A 21882-nucleotide genomic window follows, 5' to 3' on the forward strand; every position below is an offset into this window, starting at 1 on the left:
GTGCCCGCCCGGACCACGTCCGCACCGGGTCTTTACCCGGCCTGCGGCGGCCGTACCACCCACTCACCCCGCCGCATGACACCTACGAGGTCGTACGCCGCGTTCAGTACGACCAGGTCGGCGTCCTTGCCCGGTTCGATGGTGCCGGTGCGGTCGTCGATGCCCAGCAGCCGGGCCGGGTTCGCCGACAGGGCCTGGACGGCCTGTTCGATGCCGATGCCGTCGATCGTGACGGCGCGCTTGAAGGCGAGGTCCAGGGTGAGCGTGGAGCCCGCGATCGAACCGGCGGTGGGGCCGTCGTGGATGCGCGCGACGCCGTCCTTGACCTCGACCTGCATCGGGCCGAGCGGGTACATGCCGTCGCTCATGCCGGCCGCGCCCATCGCGTCGGTGATGAACGCGACGCGGTCGGCGCCCGCGTGACGGAAGGCCAGTTCCAGTACGGCCGGGTGCAGATGGGTGCCGTCGTTGATCAGCTCGACGGTGATCCGCTCGTCCTCCAGAAGCGCCGCGATCGGCCCGGGGGTGCGGTGGTTCAGGGCCGGCATGGCGTTGAAGAGGTGGGTGGCGACGGTGGCGCCCGCCTCGATGGCCTCGTGCGTCGCGTCGTACGTGGAGTCGGTGTGGCCGATCGCCGCGATGACGCCGGAGTCGGCCAGCAGGCGTACGGAGTCCAGGCCGCCGGGCAGTTCGGGCGCGAGGGTCATCATCTTCGCCGTGCCGCGGGCCGCGTCGACCAGCTTGCGGACGTCCGCCGGATCCGGGTCGCGCAGCAGTTCGGGCTGGTGGGCGCCGCAGCGGTGGGCCGAGATGAACGGGCCCTCGAAGTGGATGCCGGCCAGCTCGCCCTGCTCGACCAGCTCGGAGAGGACGGCCGCCTGCCGGAAGAGGTCCGCCAGGTCGCCGGTGACGGTCGAGGCCACCATGGAGGTGGTGCCGTGGCGGCGGTGCGTGTCGGCGACCTTCAGGCACTCCTCGGGGTCGGCGGAGGAGAACGAGCCGCCGCCCCCGCCGTGCACGTGCATGTCCACAAAGCCCGGAACGATCAGGTGCCCGGACAGGTCGACGGTGGTGGTGCCGGCCGCGGGGCCCACGGCGAGCTGCGACCCGTCGACCGTGAGCGTGAGTTCGTCGACGACGCCCGCGGGCAGCGCCACCCGGGCGCCGCTGAGGATGGTTCGGTCCGCCATCAGGCAGTTACCTCCGTGGAGAGTAGATCCCGGGCGAGCAGTCCTGCACCCAGGCAGCCGGCCGCGTCCCCGAGCGCCGCCGGAACGATCGAGGGGAGCGGCTGGAACGTAACCCGCTGCCGGACCGCCTCCCGCAGAGGCGCGAACAGCGTGTCGCCCGCCTCGGCGAGCCCGCCGCCGATGATCAGGGTCCGCGGGTCGAGCAGCGTGAGGCAGGTGACCAGGCCGTCGGCGAGTGCGTCGACGGCCTCCTGCCAGACGGCGGCGGCCGCCGGATCGCCGGACTCGACGGCCTTCGCGGCGTCCGCCGCGGTGGCGTCCGGATCACCGCAGGCGGCGGCCCACGCCCGGCCGACGGCGGCGGCCGAGGCCAGCGTCTCCAGGCAGCCGCGCCGGCCGCAGCCGCACTCCGGGCCCTCGGGGCGTACGACGATGTGCCCGATCTCGCCCGCGCTGCCGTGCGCCCCGGCTTCGATGCGGCCGCCGATGCCGATGGCGGCCGCGATGCCGGTGCCCAGCGGCAGGAAGACGAACCGGTCGGCGCCCTTGCCCGCGCCGATCCGGCCCTCGGCGAGCCCGCCGGTGCGTACGTCGTGGCCGAGCGCCACGGGTACGCCGTCGAGCCGCTCCGAGAGCAGGCGGCGCAGCGGGACGTCGCGCCAGCCGAGGTTGGCGGCGTACACGGCGGTACCGGTGGTCTCGTCGACGATGCCCGGGACGGCGACGCCGGCCGCCGCTGCGGGTGCGCCGTATTTCCGGGCGCCCAGCTCGCGCAGCTCGGCGGCGAAGTCGAGGATCGTCCCGATCACCGCTTCGGGGCCGCGCTCGCGCCCCGTGGGGCGGCGGGCCTCGTGCAGCAGGACGGGCGGCCGGGCGGGCGCGCCCGGGGAGGACCCGGAAGGCGCGGCCTCCGTACCGACGAGTGCGGCCTTGATCCCGGTGCCGCCCACATCGAGGGCGATGACATGTCTCACGCGGGCCAGTCTCCCGCGTGAGACGGTGAAAGGTCTAGTCCACTTGCGGTCTCCGCGCGTAGCTACCCTGTGGGGGTGATGTTCGGGCGCGGGACACAGGGAGTTGACCGGTAGTCCGCCCGGACGTCACCGGGGGCTCCGCCCGCGCCGCGTGCGCCGGGCGGTCGCGGCGGGCCGGCAGGAGGCCCGCGTTCCGGTTCGCTGATGCGAAACGGAGACCTGGTTTGGTGTAGACCTTGTGACGGTATGCGGGGCAGACTCGCAGCTCATGCGCCCGGTGGGGGTGATCCCCGCCGCCGCGGCGCGCCCGGACGTACGGCACACCAAGACGGCACACGAAGGCGGAAAAGGGTACGTAATGGCAGTACGGCGACGCTACAAGAGCCTGGCGGCGGCGGGTATCGCGACGGCCATGACGCTGACCCTGGCGTCCTGCTCCGGCGGGCCCGGCGGCAGCGACGACGTCACCCTGAAACTGGTCGCCGCCGACTACGGCGACAACGCGGCCAACTCCAGCAAGCACTACTGGGACGGCGTGGTGCGGGCCTTCGAGGCGAAGCACCCGAACATCAAGGTCGACGTCGACGTCTACAGCTGGGAGGACGTCGACAAGGAGGTCGAGAAGCGGGTCGAGGCCGGGAACGCCCCCGACATGGCCCAGATCGGCGCCTACGCCGACTACGCCGCCGAGGGCAAGCTCTACAGCGCCGACGACCTACTCTCCATCAGCACCCAGGCGGACTTCACGCCCGGCCTCGCCGACGCGGGGGAGTACCACCGCGTCCAGTACGGGCTGCCCTTCGGAGCCAGCACCCGCCGCCTCTTCTACAACAAGAAGCTCTTCGCCCAGGCCGGCATCGACAACCCGCCCAAGACCTGGTCCGACATCAAGCAGGACGCGCAGCTCCTGAAGAACGCGGGCGTGAAGACGCCGTTCGCGCTGCCGCTCGGCCCCGAGGAGACCCAGGCCGAGACCATGATCTGGATGCTCAGCGGGGGCGGCGGCTACACCGACTCCATCGGCAAGTACACGATCGACTCGCGGCAGAACGTCCGGACGTTCAAGTGGGTCAAGGACAACCTCGTCACCCCGGGACTGACCGGCGGCGACCCCGCGAAGCTCAACCGTCAGGCCGGCTTCGACGCCTTCGCCGACGGCAAGGTGGGCATGCTGAACGGCCACCCCACCCTGATGCAGCAGGCCAAGGCCAAGGGCGTCGACTACGGCACCGTCGCGCTCCCCGGCATCAACGGCCCCGCCAAGTCCACCATGGGCGTCGCCGACTGGATGATGGGCTTCAAGCAGCACGGACACCGCGCCGAGATCGGGAAGTTCCTCGACTTCGTCTACGACAAGGACAACGTCCTGAAGTTCTCCGGCGACTACGGCCTGCTGCCGGTCACCGTCTCCGCCTCCCAGGGCATGCTCGCCGAGGACAAGTACAAGAAGCTGCACAGCTTCCTCCGGCAGCTGCCGGACGCGGAGTTCTACCCCGCCGACAAGACCTCCTGGCCGCTCGTCAGCAAGACAGTCAAGGCCGAGATGGGCGGCGCGGTCGGCAGCGGCGGCGACCCGCAGCAGGTCCTCACCGACATCGAGAACACCGCGAACGAGGCGGACAGCGCGACCCGCTGACGCCGGACGAGCGGCGCGCCGGAGGCTGCCCCGGCGGGCCGCCCGACGCGGCCCGACACCGCCCACGCGGGTGATCGGTAGGGATGTCGTACCGCGGGGCTATCGTGGTCGTGTGGTGTCCGAATCGCCGTCCGAGCGGCTCTCAGCGCGCGACGAGGCCGTGCTCGCCGTGGAGCGCCGCTCCTGGGCAGGGCCCGGCGCCAAGGAGCGCGCCATACGCGAGCGGCTCGGCATCTCGCCGACCCGCTACTACCAACTGCTCAACGCCCTCCTGGACGACCCCCGCGCCCTCGCCCACGACCCCGTCACGGTGAATCGGCTGCGCCGGATACGGGAGGAGCGGCGGGCGCGTCGCTGAGCCGGCGCCGCGGTCGCCGCAAGATCCCCGTACCTCCTCCGTACGTCGCGCCCCACCGCTAGGCTCGGTCCCATGGGCAGCCCTGAGAACCTCCTCGCGCAGCCGGTGTCCGAAGCGGGCCGCGCGGGCCTGGCCACCCTCCTCGCCCGGCCCGCCGAAGCCGTCGTCGCCCTCGACTTCGACGGCACCCTCGCCGACATCGTCCCCGACCCCGAACAGGCCCGCGCGCACCCCGGCGTCGTCCGGGCCCTCGCCCGGCTCGCGCCGCTGCTGCGCGCCGTCGTGGTGATCACCGGCCGTCCTGCGGAGACCGCCGTACGGCTCGGCGGCTTCGCCGACGCGGCCGGCCTGGACCACCTCGTCGTCCTCGGGCACTACGGCGCCGAGCGCTGGGACGCCGCCACCGGCCGGATCGAGGCGCCCGCGCCGCCGCCCGGCGTCGCCGCTGCGGCCGCCGAGCTGCCCGCGCTGCTGGCGGACACCGGCGCCTGGCGGGACGCCTCCGTCGAGGACGCCATCGAGACCAAGGGCGGCCGGGCCGTCGCCGTGCACACCCGCCGCACCGCCGACCCGCAGGGCACCTTCGACCGGCTGCGCGCGCCGCTGGCCGCCCTCGCCGACCGGCACGGCCTGATCGTCGAGCCGGGCCGCTTCGTCCTGGAGCTGCGCCCGCCCGGCGTCGACAAGGGCGTCGCGCTCACGTCGTACGTCCGCGAGGTGGGCGCCGGCGCGGTCCTCTACGCCGGTGACGACCTCGGCGACCTGGCCGCGTACGCCGCCGTCGACGCGCTCCGCGCCGAGGGCCAGGCCGGCGTGCTGGTGTGCAGCTCGGCGACCGTGGGCGAGGGCGCCGAGGAGCTGGCCGACCGCGCCGACCTGGTCGTACCGGGGCCCCAGGGCGTCGTCGAACTGCTGACGGGCCTGGCAGAGGCGCTGGCGCGCCCCTGAGGCACGCCCCGCAGGGGCGCAGCCGGTAGGGGCGCAAAGAACTGCGCGAGCAACCAGGACGGCGCGGCAGCCGGCAAACGCACCGTCCGGGGCAGCGCCCTCGCGCCGGAAAACCGGCCTCAGGCCGACAGCGCGGCCAGCTGGTCCAGGAACCACCGCGCCGGCGGCAGCGCCGTCGCCGCCATGGCGAGCCGCTTCGAGCGGTCCGCACGCTCGTCCTGCGGCATCGTGAGCGCTTCGTGCAGCGCGCCGGCCGTGGCCTCGATGTCGTACGGATTGACCACCAGCGCGTCGTCCGCCAGCTCCGCGCAGGCCCCGGCCTCCCGGGACAGTACCAGCGCGCAGCCCGCCTCCGACACCACCGGCACCTCCTTGGCGACCAGGTTCATGCCGTCGCGAATGGGGTTGACCAGCGCGACGTCGGCGAGCCGGTAGGCGGCCAGGGACCGTGCGAAGTCGTCCTTCACGTGCAGCACGACCGGCAGCCAGCCGTCCGTGCCGAACTCGTCGTTGATCTCCCCGGCCACCCGCGAGACCTCCTCGGTGTACTCCCGGTACACCGCCAGGTCCTGCCGCGAGGGATAGGCGAACGCTATGTGCACGACCCGGCCGCGCCACTCGGGCCGGTCGGTGAGCAGCCGCCGGTACGCGTGCAGCCCGCGCACGATGTTCTTCGACAGCTCCGTGCGGTCCACCCGCACGATCGTCCGCCGCGGCGCGCCGTCCTCATCGGTGCCGATCTGCTCGCGCAGGTCCGCCAGCCGGTCGTCGACGTCCGGCTGCCGGGACCGGTCGCGCAGGAAGTCCGCGTCGGCGCCCAGGCCGTGCACGCCGAGCCGGGTGGTCCGGCCCTCGTACGTGACCCGCAGGCCCGCGTCCCCGTCGCGCGCCACCTCGGCGCCCAGCACCACGGCGCAGCACTCGGCGAACGCCTCGGCCCAGCGGCGGGTCAGGAACGCAGCCCGGTCGCCGCCCAGGATGCCGCGCAGCACCTCGGCCGCCACGTCGTCCGGCAGCAGCCGGAAGTAGTCCGGCGGCGCCCACGGGGTGTGGGAGAAGTGGCCGATGCGCAGGTCGGGGCGGCGCTCCCGGAGCAGCCCCGGCACCAGCGTGAGGTGGTAGTCCTGCACGAGGACGGCGGCGCCCGGCGCCGCGGCCTCGGCGAGCGCGTCGGCGAAGGCGGCGTTGTACGCCTCGTACGCCGCCCATTGGGCGCGGAAGTCCGCGTCGAACGCCGGCTCCAGCGGCGTCTGGTACAGCAGGTGGTGGACGAACCACAGCACGGAGTTGGCGATGCCGTTGTACGCGTCGGCGAACACCTCGGGCGGGATGTCCAGCATCCGGACCTGCTGTCCGCCGGTGTCGGCGGAGTCCAGCAGCCCGTCACCGGTGGCCGCCCGCCGGGCGGCCTCGCGGTCACCGTCGCCGAGCGCTGCGCACACCCAGACGGCCCCGGCGTCCGAACCGATCGCGGACAGGCCCGAGACCAGTCCGCCACCGCCGCGCCGGGAAGTGAGCGTGCCGTCCGCGCCCAGGGCGTAGGAGACCGGGCCGCGGTTGGACGCGACGAGAACCTGGGCACCTGAGCTGGAGGAGACCATGCCGATGACCTAACCCGCCACAGAACCGCTCAAACGTACGGCCCGCAGCGCGTTCCGGGCGGAGCCGCACGTCGGGCGCCGCGCGCGGCCCGCGCGCGAGGCCGGACGAGCCCCGGCGCACCCGCCCCGCACGGCCCCTCGACCCCGCGCCGTACGCCCCTCCCGCGCCTCAGGCCGCCCGCCGCGCCACGTACTCCGGTATGTCGCGCATCGGCGGCCGCTCCTCGGTGTCCACCGCGGTCGTACGCGGCACGAAACCGCCCTCCTCGCCGCGGTCGAACTGGGTGAGCCGCGGGCGTACGAGGTGCCCGCGCGCCAGCCGCAGCTGGGCCGTGCGGTAGATCGCCGCGGCCATCCGCCCGAGGGCCTGCCCGTCCTGGTGCCGGTGCCTGCGCACCCCCACGTCCACCTGCGCCAGCGCGTCCAGGCCGACCGTGTGCAGCGCGTCGACCAGCAGGCCCAGCTCGACGCCGTACCCGACGGGGAAGGGCAGCCGTTCCAGGAGCGAGCGGCGGGCCGCGTACTCGCCGCCCAGCGGCTGGACGAAGCCGGCCAGCTGCGGCCAGTGCAGGTTGAGCAGCGGGCGGGCCACCAGCTCGGTGACGCGACCGCCCTGGCCGGCCTGCGCGCCGTCGGCCCCGCCGGCCCCGTCGCCCAGCGGCCGGTCGTACATCGCCTTCACGAACTGCACCTCGGGCTCGGTCAGCAGCGGCCCGACGATCCCGGACACGAAGTCGGCGGAGAACTCGCGCAGGTCGGCGTCGACGAAGCAGACGATGTCGCCGCTGGTGGCCAGCAGCGAGCGCCACAGCACCTCGCCCTTGCCGGGCGACGTCGCCAGCCGGGGCAGGATCGCGTCGCGGTGCACGACCCGGGCACCGGCCGCCGCGGCGACCTCGGAGGTGCGGTCGGTGGAGCCGGAATCCACCACGACCAGCTCGTCGACCAGCGGTACCGCGTCGGACATCAGGTCGCGACGGATGATCTCCACGATCGTGCCGACCGTGGCTTCCTCGTCGAGCGCGGGCAGCACGACGCTGACCGTCTGCCCCGAACGGACCTTCGCGGCCAACAGCTGGTCGAGCGATCGGTCGGCGGCGGACCAGGAGCGGCCGGCCAGCCAGCGCTCCACCTCTTCCAGCACGTATCCGTCTCCTTTTGCTACGCGCGTGAGCCTCTTGCTACGCGATGTGAGCCATCTCGCGGTTCGGACGGCTATCTCAACCGTCCACCCCTTCGGTTACAGTCTTGAACAACGCGGATGACCACCGCATGCCGGGGTCACCGCTGAACAAACGCCTGTGTTTCATATGCAGGCCATACCGCTCATCCAGAGGGGCAGAGGGATACGGCCCGTTGAAGCCCCGGCAACCCTCCAGCCGGTCTTGCCGCCAGGACGCTGATGTCCGCCGCGCGAGGCTCCCGGCTAGGGAAGGTGCCAAATCCGTCTCACGGCGAGATGCGTCGTGAGGAAGATGAGGAGAAAGGGCCTCGCCTCCATGGCTGTGCAAGCTGCTACTGCAACCTCTCAGGGGACGACCCCTGAAACCCCGGCGACCACCACCTCTGCCGTCTCCCTCGGCCCCGCCGCGGCGCTGTCCTGCCGCGAGTGCGGCACCCGCTTCCCGCTGGGCCCGATCTTCGCCTGTCAGGAATGTTTCGGGCCGCTCGAAGTGGCGTACGACCTGCCGAGTGGCGACCCCGAGAGTCTGAAGAAGCAGATCGAGGCCGGTCCCGACAACATCTGGCGGTACGCGCCGCTGCTGCCCGTCCCCGCCGACGTGGCCGACAAGCCCAACCTGAACCCCGGCTTCACCAAGCTGGTCAAGGCCGACCGCCTCGCCGCCGAGCTCGGCGTCACCGGCGGCCTGTACGTCAAGGACGACTCCGGCAACCCGACGCACTCCTTCAAGGACCGCGTCGTGGCCATCGCCGTCGAGGCGGCCCGCGCCTTCGGCTTCACCACCCTGTCCTGCTCCTCCACCGGCAACCTGGCCGGCGCGGTCGGCGCCGCGGCACGTCGGGCGGGCTTCCGCTCCTGCGTGTTCATCCCGCACGACCTGGAGGCCGGCAAGGTCGTCATGGCCGCGGTCTACGGTGGAGACCTGGTCGGCATCGAGGGCAACTACGACGACGTCAACCGCTTCTGCTCCGAGCTCATCGGCGACCCGCTGGGCGAGGGCTGGGGCTTCGTGAACGTCAACCTCCGCCCGTACTACGGCGAGGGCTCCAAGACGCTCGCGTACGAGATCTGCGAGCAGCTCGGCTGGGAGCTGCCGGACCAGCTGGTCATCCCGATCGCCTCGGGCTCGCAGCTCACGAAGATCGACAAGGGCCTCAAGGAGCTGATCCAGCTCGGTCTGGTCGAGGACAAGCCGTACAAGATCTTCGGCGCCCAGGCCGAGGGCTGCTCCCCGGTCTCGACGGCCTTCAAGGCCGGCCACGACGTGGTGCGCCCGCAGAAGCCGAACACCATCGCCAAGTCGCTGGCCATCGGCAACCCGGCCGACGGCCCGTACGTGCTCGACATCGCCCGCCGCACCGGCGGTGCCGTGGAGGACGTCAACGACGAGCAGGTCGTGGACGCGATCAAGCTGCTGGCCCGCACCGAGGGCATCTTCGCGGAGACCGCGGGCGGCGTGACCGTCGGCGTCACCAAGAAGCTCATCGAGAACGGCCGGATCGACCCGGCCAAGTCCCTCGTCGTCCTGAACACCGGCGACGGTCTGAAGACGCTGGACGCCGTGGCGCCGACCACCGGGCCGACCGCGACCATCCGTCCGAGCCTGGACTCCTTCCGCGAGGCCGGCCTCGGCTGAGCCCTGGCCCCCGGCCGGAGCGCCGCCTCGCACTCGTAGCACCTGAACCCGGAAGGCAGAAGAACATGAGCGTCAACGTCCGCATCCCCACCATCCTGCGTACCTACACCGGCGGCCAGGCCGAGGTCCCCGCCGAGGGCGCCAACCTCTCCGAGGTCATCGCCGACCTGGAGAAGAACCACGCCGGCATCGCGGCCCGCGTGCTGGACGACACCGGCAAGCTGCGCCGCTTCGTGAACGTCTACGTCAACGACGACGACGTGCGCTTCGAGGGCGGCCTGCAGACGGCGACGCCGGACGGCGCCAGCGTCTCGATCATCCCCGCGGTGGCCGGCGGCTGCTGAAACAGCGCCGTACGCCCCTTTGTGCGCCCTGTGCGCGCCCCTTGTGCACCGTCTCGTGAATGACGAGATACGCACCCCGGAATCGCCCCGTCCGCAGCAGAAGCGGACGGGGCGATTCCATGTCGTTAAAGGCGATACAGTTGAGGCGAATCCTCTTCGCGCGCGTGCCTGCCGCATATGAGAACACGACAAGATGTGCCCAAAGTGTGTGCGCAATTTGTCGTGCTTGATGGGCTATGCCCGGCCCGGCTTGCCCAGAATTGTTGAGACTTCGCCGGATATCGGCGAATGGTCGTGGGCAGAATTCTCGTCCGATTGACCTGTTGCGCTGGGCATCGGTCCAGATACATTCAGCGGCGGTCGACGCGTTCCGGCGCACACCCTCCCAAGGGGTGAGGTCTGACCCGGGTCCGCGGAGTGCGGTCCTGCGCAAGGGCCAGCAATAGGGGAGTTAGGAATGGCTCAGGGCACCGTCAAGTGGTTCAACGCGGAGAAGGGGTACGGCTTCATCGCGGTCGACGGTGGTGCGGATGTTTTCGTCCACTACAGCGCGATTCAGATGGACGGCTACCGCACCCTTGAGGAAGGTCAGCGGGTCGAGTTCGAGATCTCGCAGGGCCAGAAGGGGCCGCAGGCGGACATGGTTCGCGTGGCCGGCTGAAGCGCCGACCGACTGCAGCGTACGGAGGCCCGTGCCCCCTGAGGGGGTGCGGGCCTTCTGTTGTGCGCGGGGCGCGCCGGCTCGCCCCCTTGCGTGGCTGCGGCTCGAGCCCGCAGCCTGGGACAGGCGCTTGCGCCCACCCGTCTCCCGGCCACCACCCCTCATCGAGCCTCCTTCGGAGGCGCTTGCACTCTGGGGGGTCGAGTGCTAATCATTGCGTTAGCACTCTGAAGGTGAGAGTGACAGAACTTCGGATCGGGCCGGTGAGGTCCGCGGACCGGTGGGGCAGGGAACCACGGGACCGCAGGCCGTCCGTCGCGGGCACCAGCGCGGTCCACTGCGTTTCCACCCCTGTCCGGGAGGACCACTTCACATGGCCAAGATCATCGCGTTCGACGAGGAGGCACGGCGCGGTCTCGAGCGCGGGATGAACCAGCTCGCCGACGCCGTCAAGGTCACCCTTGGCCCCAAGGGCCGCAACGTCGTCCTTGAGAAGAAGTGGGGCGCCCCCACGATCACCAACGATGGTGTGTCCATCGCCAAGGAGATCGAGCTCGAGGACCCGTACGAGAAGATCGGCGCCGAGCTGGTCAAGGAGGTCGCGAAGAAGACGGACGACGTCGCCGGTGACGGCACGACGACCGCGACCGTCCTGGCCCAGGCCCTGGTCCGCGAGGGCCTGCGCAACGTCGCGGCCGGCGCCAACCCGATGGCCCTGAAGCGCGGCATCGAGCGCGCCGTCGAGGCCGTCTCCGCCGCCCTGCTGGAGCAGGCGAAGGACGTGGAGACCAAGGAGCAGATCGCCTCCACCGCCTCCATCTCCGCGGCCGACACCCAGATCGGTGAGCTCATCGCCGAGGCCATGGACAAGGTCGGCAAGGAAGGCGTCATCACCGTCGAGGAGTCCCAGACCTTCGGTCTGGAGCTGGAGCTCACCGAGGGTATGCGCTTCGACAAGGGCTACATCTCGGCGTACTTCGCCACCGACATGGAGCGTATGGAGGCGTCGCTCGACGACCCGTACATCCTGATCGTCAACTCCAAGATCTCCAACGTGAAGGACCTCCTTCCGCTGCTGGAGAAGGTCATGCAGTCGGGCAAGCCGCTGCTGATCATCGCGGAGGACGTCGAGGGCGAGGCCCTGTCCACCCTGGTCGTCAACAAGATCCGTGGCACCTTCAAGTCCGTCGCCGTCAAGGCCCCGGGCTTCGGTGACCGCCGCAAGGCCATGCTCGGCGACATCGCCATCCTCACCGGTGGCACCGTCATCTCCGAGGAGGTCGGCCTCAAGCTGGAGAACGCCGGTCTCGACCTGCTCGGCCGCGCCCGCAAGGTCGTCATCACCAAGGACGAGACCACCATCGTCGACGGTGCCGGTGACAGCGAGCAGGTTCAGGGCCGCGTCAACCAGATCCGCGCCGAGATCGAGAACTCGGACAGCGACTACGACCGCGAGAAGCTGCAGGAGCGCCTGGCGAAGCTCGCCGGCGGTGTTGCGGTCATCAAGGCCGGCGCCGCGACCGAGGTCGAGCTCAAGGAGCGCAAGCACCGCATCGAGGACGCCGTTCGCAACGCGAAGGCGGCCGTCGAGGAGGGCATCGTCGCCGGCGGTGGCGTGGCCCTGCTGCAGGCCTCCTCGGTCTTCGAGAAGCTCGAGCTCGAGGGCGACGAGGCCACCGGTGCCGCCGCTGTGAAGCTGGCCCTGGAGGCCCCGCTGAAGCAGATCTCCGTCAACGGCGGCCTCGAGGGCGGCGTCGTCGTGGAGAAGGTGCGCAACCTGACCGTGGGCCACGGCCTGAACGCCGCGACCGGCGAGTACGTCGACATGATCGCCGAGGGCATCATCGACCCCGCCAAGGTCACCCGCTCCGCGCTGCAGAACGCCGCCTCCATCGCGGCGCTCTTCCTCACCACCGAGGCCGTCATCGCCGACAAGCCGGAGAAGGCCGCCGCGGCCGCTCCGGGCGGCATGCCGGGCGGTGACATGGACTTCTGATCCACCCCTTCCGGGAACGGATCAGCTGTTCATCGCTGTACGCGCTGTACGGACCGAGGGCGGCACCCCTGCGAAGGGGGTGCCGCCCTCGGGCGTTTCCGACCGCGGTTGGTCAGTGTCAGGCGGCGGGATGGGCGATGAAAGCGACTTCTTCGTGCTCATCGTCCAGGGCAATGCTCAGGGACGCGTCCAGGGCGCGGGCCAGGCGTCGCAGCAGGGGCAGCGTCGGCACGGCGTCCGCGCCTTCGATGCGGGAGATCTTCGCCTGGGCGAGCCCGGCGCGCTCGGCGACCTCTGCTTGGGTCAGCCCCAGTTCCGTGCGGCGGTCGTACACCGCCTCGGCGAAGGCCATCGCCAGCCGGTTCTCCGCGCGTTCGGCCGTGGTTTCGGGCGATTCGGCGTGCCCCTCGGCGAGTTTCTTCTCGCGGGCCGGCTTCCAGCGGCTGTGATTCATCGCGCGTCCCCTTCCTCGCCGCGGCGGTACGTCGTGTGGGCCGGGCCGTGCTCGCTCTCGCACACCTTACGGGCCGTCACCGCGTGGGAGACCTGAGCCGTCTCGCGCATACGGTCTTGCGGAAGACCGTGAGCAGCACGATCCGACGCTGCAGAGCGAACCAGTACGTGATCCTGGTGTCCTCCCCGGCCAGGGTGGGACGTAGCTCGTACAGGGCGTCCATGCGACGCACCGTATTATGTCGTCAACGACATAATACGGTGCGGGCGAGCGGATTCACCGGTTCTGGTGACGTCGGGCGGCCGGTGGGTCAGAGGGCCGCCGGTTCCTTGTCCGAAGGGGAGCTGGTGGGTGCGGCGGGGGCGGCCTTGGGGTGGGACGCCGGGGCGTCGGCTGCGGAGGTGTGTGTGGCGGCGTTCAGGTCGGTCAGCATCTGCTTGCTGAAGCCGAAGAAGTAGGTGGCCAGGAAGCCGACGACGTAGCCGGCGAGCAGGCCGACGGCGTAGACGAGGGCCGTGGCGCCCAGGTCGTGGTTGCCCTTGAGGAGGGGGAACAGGGCCCAGCCGGAGGGGCCGATGGCGGTGGAGCCGACGGCCGTGCCGAGCTGGTTGAAGAGGCCGACGAAGCCGCCGCCGAACGCGCCGCCGACGCAGGCGGTGATGAAGGGGCGGCCGAGAGGGAGCGAGACGCCGTAGATCAGGGGCTCGCCGACGCCGAGGAAGCCGGCGGGGAGCGCGGACTTGACGGTCGTACGGATCGAGCCGTTGCGGGGGAGGCGGAGGTAGACGGCGATGGCAGCGCCTACCTGGCCCGCGCCTGCCATGGCGAGGATCGGCAGCAGGACGGTGTAGCTCTGCTGCTCGATGAGGGTGGTGTGGATGGGGATGAGGGCCTGGTGCAGGCCGAGCATCACCAGCGGCAGGAAGAGGCCGCCGAGGACGAAGCCGGCGAGCGCACCGCCGTGGGCGAGGAGCCAGTTGGCGGCCGTACCGATCGCGGCTGAGACCTCGCCCGCCGCGTACATCAGGCCGAAGATCGTCACCAGCCCGGTGAGCAGGACGGTGAGGGTCGGGGTGACCAGGACGTCCAGCGCTTCGGGCACCCACTTGCGGCACCACTTCTCGACGTACACCGCCAGGACGGCGGCGCCGAGCGCGCCGAGGACGCCCCCCTGGCCGGGGGAGAGCCGCTGACCGAACGCGGTGACGTTCGCGACGCCGGGGAAGACGATGATCGCCGCGACCGCGCCGCCGAGGATCGGCGTACCGCCGAACTCCTTCGCCGTGTTGAAGCCGACGAACACCGCGATCAGGGCCATGAAGCCGGCGGCGACGGCGGTCAGCGCGGGGACCAGGGCGGGCAGCCAGCCGAGGTTGGTCAGCAGGCCGTTGATGCCGGTGATGATGCCGCAGCCGATGAGGGCCGGGATCAGCGGGACGAAGATGTTGGCGATCCGGCGGAGGAACAGCTTGAAGGGGGTGGCGTTCGCCGCCTTCCGGCGGGCCTTGATCGCGGCGCCCTGGGCGGCCAGCTCGTCGGCGGTGGCGGGGGCCGGGGCGCCGGGCGCGGCCGGGCCGGCGGCGGTTCCGGACGGGCCGGTGGCGTTGCCGGACGAGGCGGTGGCGTTGCCGGATGAGCCGGTGGACTCGGTGGATGGAGCGGGCCCGGCCGTGGGCGGAGTGGCCTCGGCGGTGGATGGAGCGGTTCCGGTCGTGGGCGGAGTGGCCTCGGCGGTGGATGGAGCAGTCCCGGTTGTGGCCGGTTCGGGTGCGACGGCCCGCCCCTCCTCGACCAGTTCCTCGAAGACGGGCGTGACGCGGGCGACCGTGCCGGGGCCGAGCACGATCTGGTACGTGTCGTCCTCGACCACCCCCATGACGGCCGGCAGCGCCTTCAGGGCATCGTCCTGGACCAGCGCGCGGTCCTTGATGCCGAGGCGGAGCCGGGTCATGCAGTGCGCGACGGACGTGATGTTGGCAGCGCCGCCCACGAGGGGCAGGAGCGCGGCAGCGGTGGCACGGTTCTTGTCCGGGGAGCCGGAGTTCCCCTGGGGAGATGCAGAGGTCATGTGCAGGCGCTGTTCTGTCGGAGGGCTGCGCGTCGTCGCGCGGGGAGAGGGCGCAGCTCCCGGAGGGAGCGCGCGGGTGGTCAGCTGTCCTGGGCGGCAGCCTGGAGGGCGGCGCGCAGGTGCCCTTGCGAGTCGGCGAGCAGGCGGGCCGCGGTCGGGCCGTCCACGGCGCCGAGGAGGGTCAGGATGGCGTTCTTCACCTCCCCGTCGGTGGCGGTGAGCGCGTCCTCGATCTCCGCGTCGGAGGCGCCGGTGGCCAGCGCGACGATGCGCCGGGACCGGGCCCGCAGCTTCTCGTTCGACGCCCGGACGTCGACCATCAGGTTTCCGTAGGTCTTGCCCAGCCGGATCATCGTGATGGTCGAGAGCATGTTCAGGACCAGCTTCTGGGCCGTACCGGCCTTCAGGCGGGTGGAGCCGGTCAGCAGCTCGGGGCCGACGACGACCTCGATGCCGTGGTCGGCGGCGGCCGCGAGCGCGGAGCCGGCGTTGCAGGACAGCCCGATGGTCAGCGCGCCCTGGGCGCGGGCGTGCTCGACGGCGCCGATGGCGTACGGCGTGCGGCCCGAGGCGGAGATGCCGACCACCGTGTCGTCGGCGGTCAGCGCGAGCGCGTCCAGCTCGGCGGCGGCCAGGTCCTTGCTGTCCTCGGCGCCCTCCACGGCGGTGACCATGGCGGGCGGGCCGCCGGCGATCAGCCCGATCACTTCCTCGGGGGCGGTGTTGAAGGTGGGCGGGCACTCGCTGGCGTCGAGGATGCCCAGCCGGCCCGCCGTGCCGGCCCCGGCGTAGATCAACCGGCCGCCGCGGGCCATCCGCGCCGCCGTGCCGTCGATGGCGGCGGCGATCCGCGGCAACTGCTCGGCGACGGCGGTCGGGACGGTGGCGTCCTCGCCGTTCATCGTGCGGGCGATCTCCAGGGTGGACAGCCGGTCGATCTCGGCGAGCTCCGGCCGGAACGCCTCGGTGGTGAGGGTCTCCAACTGGGCCCGCAGATCGGCGTGGTCAGCGGTGGAAGTCATGGTGAGGGGTTCTCCCGGTACGGCTGCGGGTGGGGCGCTGGGGCGGTGGTGCGGTGGTGCGCGCACGGGCCGGTGGAGGTGGGGGCGCGCTTACGGGTCAGCGGGGGCGGGGGGAGTGGCGGTGCGCCAGGGCCTCGTAGGAGGCGGAGAGGGCGGGGGCCGCCGTTTCGTACGTGCGCTGGGCGACGCCGACGAACAGGCAGTCGACGACGAGCAGCTGGCTCGTACGGGACGACATGGCCGCCGGGCGCAGCTCGCTCTCCCGGGCCGTGGAGGTGGTGAGTATGTGGTCGGCGTAGGCGGCGATCTCGCCGTCCGGGCGGCCGGTGATCGCGATCGTCGTCGCGCCGTGGTCGAAGGCGACCCGCAGCGGCTCTATGACGTCGGTGGTGCGGCCGGAGTGGGTGATGGCGACGGCGACGTCACCGGTCCGCATCTGGACGGCGTTGGTCACGGCGAGGTGCGGGTCGGCGTGCGCGTGCGCGATCAGGCCGATGCGGAGCAGCTTCTGGGCCAGGTCCTGGCCGACGAGGCTGGAGGCGCCGATGCCGTACACGTCGATGCGGCGGGCGCCGGCGAGCGCGGCGACGGCCGCCTCCAGCTGCGTGGTGTCCAGCGCGGCCGCGGTGTCGGCGAGGCACTGCTGCTCTTCCTGCGCGAGCTTGGTGACCACGTCGGTGAGGGAGTCGTCGACCGCTATGTCGGCCGTGACGGCCGGCGCCCGGCCGGTGGCCTGCTGCGCGGCGAGGGCCGCGAGCGCCAGCCGCAGGTCGCGGTAGCCGGGGTAGCCGAGCAGGCGGGAGGTGCGGACGACGGTGGCCTCGCTGGTGCCGGTGCGTTCGGCGAGGCCGGTGACGGTGAGCGCGGCGCAGCCGGCCGGGTCGCCGGCGACGGCCTCCGCGACCCGCTGCATGGAGCGGGTCATGGACGGTCCCAGGGTGCGCACCTTGGCGGCGAGGGCCGCGGGGGCGGGCGGGGCGCCGGCCGGCTGGGGGCGGCGGGCGGCGCCGGGGCCGGTCCGGGGAGCGGGGTGGTCGCCGGACGGGCCGCTGAAAGTTTCCTTCAATCTGGTGCTCACCACTGAAAAGTAATTTCAGCTGTACGCGGCGTCAATACCTTTCCGTGGCCTGTGGACAACTTGGGGCCGGTCGGTGGACGGGAACGCGTGTGGGGCTCCGGCGCGTACGCGCGACAATGGGTACATGGAGTTGGAACAGGCGCTGCATGCCGCACGGGCCCTGGTGATCGCGGATCTGATGGCGGGCGACGTCGCCGACGCGGACATCGTCTCGTTGGTGGAGGACGCGGTCGCGCACCGGCGGTGGTGGGTCGAGCAGTGGCCGGAGGGGGTGGAATTCGTCGCCGGGCTCGTCGCCCAGGACGTTCAGGACTCCCTGCTGGAGCGGTACGGCCGCTGGCCGCTGTGCCCGGTGTGCACCGAGGGCGGCGACCCGCACGCGCTGGACGTCGAGCCGGAGCTGGGGCCGGACCCGCACTGGGTCTGCGCGAAGACGGCGGTCTCGGTGGCCCGTGTCGGCTCGCTGGGCACCCCGGGGCACTGAGGACCCGGCGTGACGGTCTACATCGACCCGCCGACCTGGCCGGGGCACGGCCGCCTGTGGTCGCATCTGGTGAGCGACGTGTCGTTCGAGGAGCTGCACGCCTTCGCCGCCGGGATCGGCGCGCCGCGGCGGGCCTTCGAGCGCGACCACTACGACCTGCCGGCGGAACGGTACGCCGACGCCGTGGGAGCCGGCGCCGTCGAGATCGGCAGCAAGGAACTGGTACGCCGGCTCACCGCCGCAGGGCTGCGCCGCCCGAAGCACCGGCCGCACTGACACCTGAAGGAAAGGGGCGGCGCCACGGCTGAGGAGCCGTGGCGCCGCCCCTTCGTACGCGGTGAGGTGCGGTCTTCTCAGAGGCGCTTCGTGCCCGCCGGCGCGCTCCGGTCCTCCGCCGCCATCTCGTGCGCGGCCGGCTCGTGAGTGCCCGGCTCGTCCGAGGACGCGACCAGGCGGGAGGCCGAGCCGGCGGAGCGCTGCGCCCGGTAGGAGAGGCCGGTGGCGAGGACGGCGGCCGCCGCGAGTGCGGCACCGGTCAGGGCCACGGCCGGGTAGCCCCAGTGGGCGCTGATGACCAGGCCGCCGAGCCACGGGCCGAGCGTGTTGCCGATGTTGAACGCGGCCGTCGTGGTGGCGCCTGCCAGCGTCGGCGCCGCGTTGGCCACGTTGAACATCCGGGCGTTCAGGGCCGGCGCCGTGGCGAACGCCGTGACGCCCAGCATCAGCGACAGCGCAATCGCGGCGACGGAGTTGTGCGCGGTCAGCGCGAGCACCGCCAGTACGACGGTGGAGGCCGCGATGCCGCCGAAGAGGGTGGGGAAGAGGTGCGCGTCGGCGATCCGGCCGCCTATGTACGTACCGATGAGCGCGCCGACGCCGAAGAGCGCCAGGACCGTGGGCACCCAGCTCTCCGCCAGCCCGGCGGTGTCGGTGAGCAGCGGGGAGAGGTAGGAGAACAGCGCGAAGACCGCGGCGCCGTTCAGCGCGGTGGCGCTGAGCGCGAGCCAGACCTGCTTGTCCCGGTAGATCGCCAGCTCGCGGCGGAGCTGCGGGCGGTCCTCACCCGTGGGCACCTCCGTGCGCGGCACGAGGGCGACCACGCCCACGAGACCGATCGCGGAGAGGGCCGCCACGCCCCAGAACGCGGCGCGCCAGCCGGCCGTCTGGCCGAGCAGCGCGCCGGCCGGCACCCCCGCGATGTTGGCGATGGAGAGACCGCCGACCATCACGGCCATCGCGCGGGCCCGCGCCGTGAACGGCACGAGCGAGACGGCCACCGCCGCGCCGACCGCCCAGAAACCCGCGCAGGCCAGCGCGCTCACCACACGGGAGATGAAGAGCACCGGGTACGAAGGCGCGAGGGCGCCCGCGACCTGGCCGAGCCCGAAGACCGCCAGCAGCGCGATCAGCGTGGTCCGACGCGGCAGGCGGAGAGTGGCGGCGGCCAGCGTCGGAGCGCCGACCACCATGCCGATCGCGAAAGCCGAGACGAGCAGTCCGGCTTGCGGGATGGTGACGTCCATGTCCCGGGCCAGTGGCTGGAGGATTCCGGAGAGCATGAACTCGCTCGTGCCGAGAGCGAAGACGGACAGGCCGAGGATATAGACGGCAATGGGCATTCGGGCGCGTTCGGCGCGATCGGAAGGGACAGGCATGACACGCATGAACAGTGTGAACAGGCCTGTCATTCCCGCTGGGGTCGCGCCGACGTGACCGTCATCGGCCCGAACGGCTGCCGTCATCGGCAGGCGACGCGGCCGTTACCCGCCGCGCCCCGCTCCGGCGGCCGTCAGGCGCCGGCGACCCGGTCCAGCGCGCCGTCCCGTACCGCCGTGACGAAGGCCGACCAGGCCGTCGGCGCCACGACGATCGCCGGGCCGCACGGGACCTTGCTGTCCCGCACCGGGACCGCGCCGGGCGCGCCGAGGCCCATCTCGACGCAGTCGCCGCCGCTGCCGCCGCTGTAGCTGCTCTTGCGCCAGCGGACGCCGGAGAGGTCGGGCGCGTGGCCCGACGGGCGGCGGGCCGCGGTGCTGTGCGCACCGTGGCCCGCGCCGGGAACGGCGCGGTGCCGCGCCGAGTGGAACGTGTCGTTATCCATGTCCATCCTGGAATTCCTTCGCCGCCGACTCGATCTGAACGAGGGACGCTTCGGGTGACAGTGCAGCGGCCCGGACGAGATCGTAAGCCAGGCCGTACCGTTCCACACGCAAAGGCTCATCCAACATCTGACCTGTTTCAAGGCCTTGTAGGTACGCGACGGGCGGTGCATCTGCGAATGTCATCAGCTTCAGCGAACCTTCGAGACCGGCGTGGGCCCCCTCCGAGTAGGGCAGCACCTGCACGATGACGCGATTTCGACGCATGAGTGCCGCGATATGGGTCAGCTGGGCGTGCATCGCGCCCGGACCGCCCACCGGACGGCGCAGCACGTTCTCGTCCAGCACCGCCCAGAACAACGGGGTTGTTGGATTGTCGAGGATGCGGGCGCGGTCCAGCCGCGCCGACAGCAGATCGTCGATGACGCTCTCAGGGGCCACCGGATGCACCGCACGGAACACGGCCCGCGCGTACTCCTCCGTTTGCAGCAGCCCCGGGACGAGCAGAGGTGCGTACTCCCTGATCGACACGGCTAACGATTCGAACTCCGCGGCGTCCGCGAAGTGTTCCGGATAGCGCGAGCGCTGAGCGGCTTCGGCGTTCCGCGCGAAGAACCCGTCGGTGTCGAGGATCTCGTCGATCCGCTGTGCGTACTCCGTCTGCATACGTCGTGCGCCTGATTCGAGCTGGCCGATGAACGACCCGCTCACGAACATGGGTGCTCCGAGCTCGGCCTGCGTAAGCCCTGCCCTCTCCCGCTTGAATCGCAGCTCAGCGCCGTAGAGCGCCCTCGGTGAAAGCGACGCGTCCAGTTGCTTCGGCTTCGGCATGGCCCACTCCCTGTCGTGCACCTGGTGTTGTTGGATGTCACCCTCTGTCAAGCTTAACCCCGGACCGTCACCATATAGACACAACCAGTGAGGCGCGACGGAGCGCGATAAGGCGCAGTGAGGCGCGGTGAGGCGCAGTGAGGTCAGCGACCGGAGAGATGAGGTACCCGGTGACGCTCCCGGCGAAGGGGTCGTACGTGGTTGACACCCGGTTCGGCAGGATCGGCGAGGTGATGGGGCACGAGGGGCCCTACGTGCAGCTGCGCCCGCCGGGGGGCGGCCGCGAATGGGACTGCCCGCCGTCCGACGCCCGGGAGGCCACTCCGCGCGAACGGCTCGCCGCCCGCACGGCGTTGGCGAACGCGCGCAGCCGGGGGGAGCGTCGCTGAGCGGAGTGAGCGAGGAGCGGTGAACCTGCGTGCGGCGCGCCCCGGACCCCGGCGCGACCGCCCCACCCCGACCGTCGGCCTCACGAGGTCAGCAGGTCGAGCTCCGTCCTGAGATTCCGCCGGGCCAGCCGTTCCCACTTGTCGTACCCCGCCGGCGTGCGGAACAGCCGCGGCAGGGCCAGGAGTTGCCGCAGCACGTCGGCCCGGCCCGCACGGAAGGCGTCGTCCGGCACGAACCCGTACTCCTCCCGGACCGCGGCCGCGTACGCGGCGTACTGCTCCGGAGCGCCCGCCAGCACCGCCAGGTCCGCGTCGCACAGCACCTCGCCGTTGCGGTCGCCCTCGGCCGGATCGTGCGTGACCGTCAGCCGCACCAGCCGCGCCACCTCCGCCGTGCGCTCCGCGTCGATCCCCAGCTCGGGCAGCGCCCGTTCGGCGAGCGCCGCGCTGCGTTCCTCGTTCTCGGAGCGGTCGGGCCGGTAGACGGCGTCGTGGAACCACGCGGCGAGCCGTACGACGTCCGGCTCGGCGGCGTGCGCGGCGAGCTCGTCGATCCGGTCCAGCACGGCGGCCAGGTGAGCGGTCGTGTGGTATCGGCGCTGCGGCTCGGCCCAGCGCGCGAGCAGGTTGTCGGCGTACGGGGCGGGATCCGGCAGCGCGGCAGGGGCGGCGCCGGAGGTGCCGGCACCGGCGTCCCGGAGCGCCGATACGGCGTCGTGCCAGCGACCGCGCAGGTCGTCGCCCTGGTCCGGGCGGTCCGTCGGGTCCGTCGGAGTGGAAGCCATACGCCCATTGTGCGCATCCGGACCGATCGCCCCACCACCGTGCTCCGCGTCGATCGCCGCTGTGTCCCGCCCGACCTCGTCGAGTGCCCGGCCGCCCCATCCGGATCGCTTTCGCGCCGTATCGGTGTCGCTCCGTAGCGATGGC

At 71.9% G+C, this 21882-nt stretch carries 23 protein-coding genes and 1 riboswitch; of the genes, 10 read left to right on the plus strand and 13 right to left on the minus strand.

All coding sequences use genetic code 11. The features are described from left to right. Window positions 1–32: 32 nt before the first annotated feature. Window positions 33–1190 (minus strand): N-acetylglucosamine-6-phosphate deacetylase, encoded by a 1158-nt coding sequence (gene nagA, locus IF20_RS04400; RefSeq protein WP_052863619.1) that lies wholly within the window; start codon window positions 1188–1190, stop codon window positions 33–35. After that, entirely contained in the window at window positions 1190–2164 is a 975-nt protein-coding gene (locus tag IF20_RS04405; RefSeq protein WP_052863620.1) for an ROK family protein, read from the minus strand. Before IF20_RS04405 ends, nagA begins: the two co-directional genes overlap by 1 nt. 358 nt (window positions 2165–2522) lie before the next feature. On the opposite strand from IF20_RS04405, the gene IF20_RS04410 reads away from it, so the two are divergent. The 3 genes from IF20_RS04410 to otsB all read left to right on the plus strand — a co-directional run bounded on the left by IF20_RS04410 (window position 2523) and on the right by otsB (window position 5106). Further along, window positions 2523–3800: an extracellular solute-binding protein gene (locus IF20_RS04410; protein ID WP_052863621.1), complete on the plus strand. Its 1278-nt coding sequence runs from the start codon at window positions 2523–2525 to the stop codon at window positions 3798–3800. 112 nt (window positions 3801–3912) lie between these two features. After that, window positions 3913–4158 (plus strand): DUF3263 domain-containing protein, encoded by a 246-nt coding sequence (locus tag IF20_RS04415; protein ID WP_052863622.1) that lies wholly within the window; start codon window positions 3913–3915, stop codon window positions 4156–4158. A 72-nt stretch (window positions 4159–4230) separates the two neighbouring features. Continuing rightward, window positions 4231–5106: a trehalose-phosphatase gene (gene otsB / locus IF20_RS04420; protein WP_052863623.1), complete on the plus strand. Its 876-nt coding sequence runs from the start codon at window positions 4231–4233 to the stop codon at window positions 5104–5106. A gap of 119 nt (window positions 5107–5225) precedes the next feature. On the opposite strand, the gene IF20_RS04425 is transcribed toward otsB, so the two are convergent. Further along, window positions 5226–6707, minus strand: coding sequence for an alpha,alpha-trehalose-phosphate synthase (UDP-forming) (locus IF20_RS04425; protein ID WP_052863624.1), 1482 nt, complete (start codon window positions 6705–6707; stop codon window positions 5226–5228). Window positions 6708–6876: 169 nt separating this feature from the next. Beyond that, window positions 6877–7851 carry a glucosyl-3-phosphoglycerate synthase gene (locus IF20_RS04430; RefSeq protein WP_052863625.1) on the minus strand — a complete coding sequence of 325 codons (975 nt, stop codon included), beginning with the start codon at window positions 7849–7851 and terminating at the stop codon, window positions 6877–6879. A gap of 179 nt (window positions 7852–8030) precedes the next feature. Beyond that, a riboswitch (SAM riboswitch) is annotated at window positions 8031–8189 on the plus strand. A 17-nt stretch (window positions 8190–8206) separates the two neighbouring features. On the opposite strand from IF20_RS04430, the gene thrC reads away from it, so the two are divergent. The 4 genes from thrC (at window position 8207) to groL (ending at window position 12527) form a co-directional block, all read left to right on the plus strand. Further along, window positions 8207–9526 carry a threonine synthase gene (gene thrC, locus IF20_RS04435; protein WP_110943820.1) on the plus strand — a complete coding sequence of 440 codons (1320 nt, stop codon included), beginning with the start codon at window positions 8207–8209 and terminating at the stop codon, window positions 9524–9526. Window positions 9527–9591: 65 nt separating this feature from the next. Continuing rightward, window positions 9592–9870 carry a MoaD/ThiS family protein gene (locus tag IF20_RS04440; RefSeq protein ID WP_052863627.1) on the plus strand — a complete coding sequence of 93 codons (279 nt, stop codon included), beginning with the start codon at window positions 9592–9594 and terminating at the stop codon, window positions 9868–9870. Between the two features lie 457 nt (window positions 9871–10327). Further along, entirely contained in the window at window positions 10328–10531 is a 204-nt protein-coding gene (locus IF20_RS04445; protein WP_003986833.1) for a cold-shock protein, read from the plus strand. Window positions 10532–10904: 373 nt separating this feature from the next. Beyond that, complete coding sequence (gene groL / locus IF20_RS04450; RefSeq protein ID WP_052863628.1) at window positions 10905–12527, plus strand: chaperonin GroEL; 1623 nt, start codon at window positions 10905–10907, stop codon at window positions 12525–12527. 118 nt (window positions 12528–12645) lie between these two features. On the opposite strand, the gene IF20_RS04455 is transcribed toward groL, so the two are convergent. The 5 genes from IF20_RS04455 to IF20_RS04470 all read right to left on the minus strand — a co-directional run bounded on the left by IF20_RS04455 (window position 12646) and on the right by IF20_RS04470 (window position 17149). Further along, window positions 12646–12981 carry a helix-turn-helix domain-containing protein gene (locus IF20_RS04455; RefSeq protein ID WP_052863629.1) on the minus strand — a complete coding sequence of 112 codons (336 nt, stop codon included), beginning with the start codon at window positions 12979–12981 and terminating at the stop codon, window positions 12646–12648. Window positions 12982–13057: 76 nt separating this feature from the next. Next, the gene (locus IF20_RS40670; protein WP_324605550.1) at window positions 13058–13204 is read right to left on the minus strand and encodes a type II toxin-antitoxin system RelE/ParE family toxin; all 147 of its coding nucleotides are present in this window, start codon (window positions 13202–13204) and stop codon (window positions 13058–13060) included. A gap of 87 nt (window positions 13205–13291) precedes the next feature. Continuing rightward, entirely contained in the window at window positions 13292–15049 is a 1758-nt protein-coding gene (locus IF20_RS04460; RefSeq protein ID WP_052863630.1) for a PTS transporter subunit EIIC, read from the minus strand. Between the two features lie 80 nt (window positions 15050–15129). Next, the gene (gene murQ, locus IF20_RS04465; RefSeq protein ID WP_052863631.1) at window positions 15130–16071 is read right to left on the minus strand and encodes an N-acetylmuramic acid 6-phosphate etherase; all 942 of its coding nucleotides are present in this window, start codon (window positions 16069–16071) and stop codon (window positions 15130–15132) included. A gap of 97 nt (window positions 16072–16168) precedes the next feature. Further along, window positions 16169–17149, minus strand: coding sequence for a MurR/RpiR family transcriptional regulator (locus IF20_RS04470; protein WP_110943863.1), 981 nt, complete (start codon window positions 17147–17149; stop codon window positions 16169–16171). A gap of 124 nt (window positions 17150–17273) precedes the next feature. Here IF20_RS04470 and IF20_RS04475 point away from each other — a divergent pair, with 124 nt between their 5' ends. Together IF20_RS04475 and IF20_RS04480 are read left to right on the plus strand one after the other, a co-directional pair. Next, window positions 17274–17633: a hypothetical protein gene (locus IF20_RS04475; RefSeq protein ID WP_052863632.1), complete on the plus strand. Its 360-nt coding sequence runs from the start codon at window positions 17274–17276 to the stop codon at window positions 17631–17633. Between the two features lie 9 nt (window positions 17634–17642). After that, entirely contained in the window at window positions 17643–17909 is a 267-nt protein-coding gene (locus tag IF20_RS04480; RefSeq protein ID WP_052863633.1) for a DUF4031 domain-containing protein, read from the plus strand. A 77-nt stretch (window positions 17910–17986) separates the two neighbouring features. On the opposite strand, the gene IF20_RS04485 is transcribed toward IF20_RS04480, so the two are convergent. From IF20_RS04485 to IF20_RS04495, 3 genes are all read right to left on the minus strand, one after another. After that, window positions 17987–19252, minus strand: a complete 1266-nt coding sequence (locus IF20_RS04485) for a Cmx/CmrA family chloramphenicol efflux MFS transporter (protein WP_110943821.1) — start codon at window positions 19250–19252, stop codon at window positions 17987–17989. 170 nt (window positions 19253–19422) lie between these two features. Beyond that, a complete protein-coding gene (locus IF20_RS04490; RefSeq protein WP_324605551.1) occupies window positions 19423–19740 on the minus strand; it encodes a DUF397 domain-containing protein in 318 nt (105 codons plus the stop codon). Continuing rightward, window positions 19727–20563, minus strand: a complete 837-nt coding sequence (locus IF20_RS04495) for a helix-turn-helix domain-containing protein (protein WP_052863634.1) — start codon at window positions 20561–20563, stop codon at window positions 19727–19729. The genes IF20_RS04490 and IF20_RS04495 overlap by 14 nt, the downstream gene beginning before the upstream one ends. Window positions 20564–20721: 158 nt before the next feature. On the opposite strand from IF20_RS04495, the gene IF20_RS04500 reads away from it, so the two are divergent. Further along, window positions 20722–20952 (plus strand): hypothetical protein, encoded by a 231-nt coding sequence (locus IF20_RS04500; protein WP_052863635.1) that lies wholly within the window; start codon window positions 20722–20724, stop codon window positions 20950–20952. A gap of 80 nt (window positions 20953–21032) precedes the next feature. On the opposite strand, the gene IF20_RS04505 is transcribed toward IF20_RS04500, so the two are convergent. Next, window positions 21033–21737, minus strand: coding sequence for an HD domain-containing protein (locus IF20_RS04505; RefSeq protein WP_052863636.1), 705 nt, complete (start codon window positions 21735–21737; stop codon window positions 21033–21035). Window positions 21738–21882 lie beyond the last annotated feature (145 nt).

Source organism: Streptomyces niger (assembly GCF_000718305.1).
Taxonomy (GTDB): domain Bacteria; phylum Actinomycetota; class Actinomycetes; order Streptomycetales; family Streptomycetaceae; genus Streptomyces; species Streptomyces niger.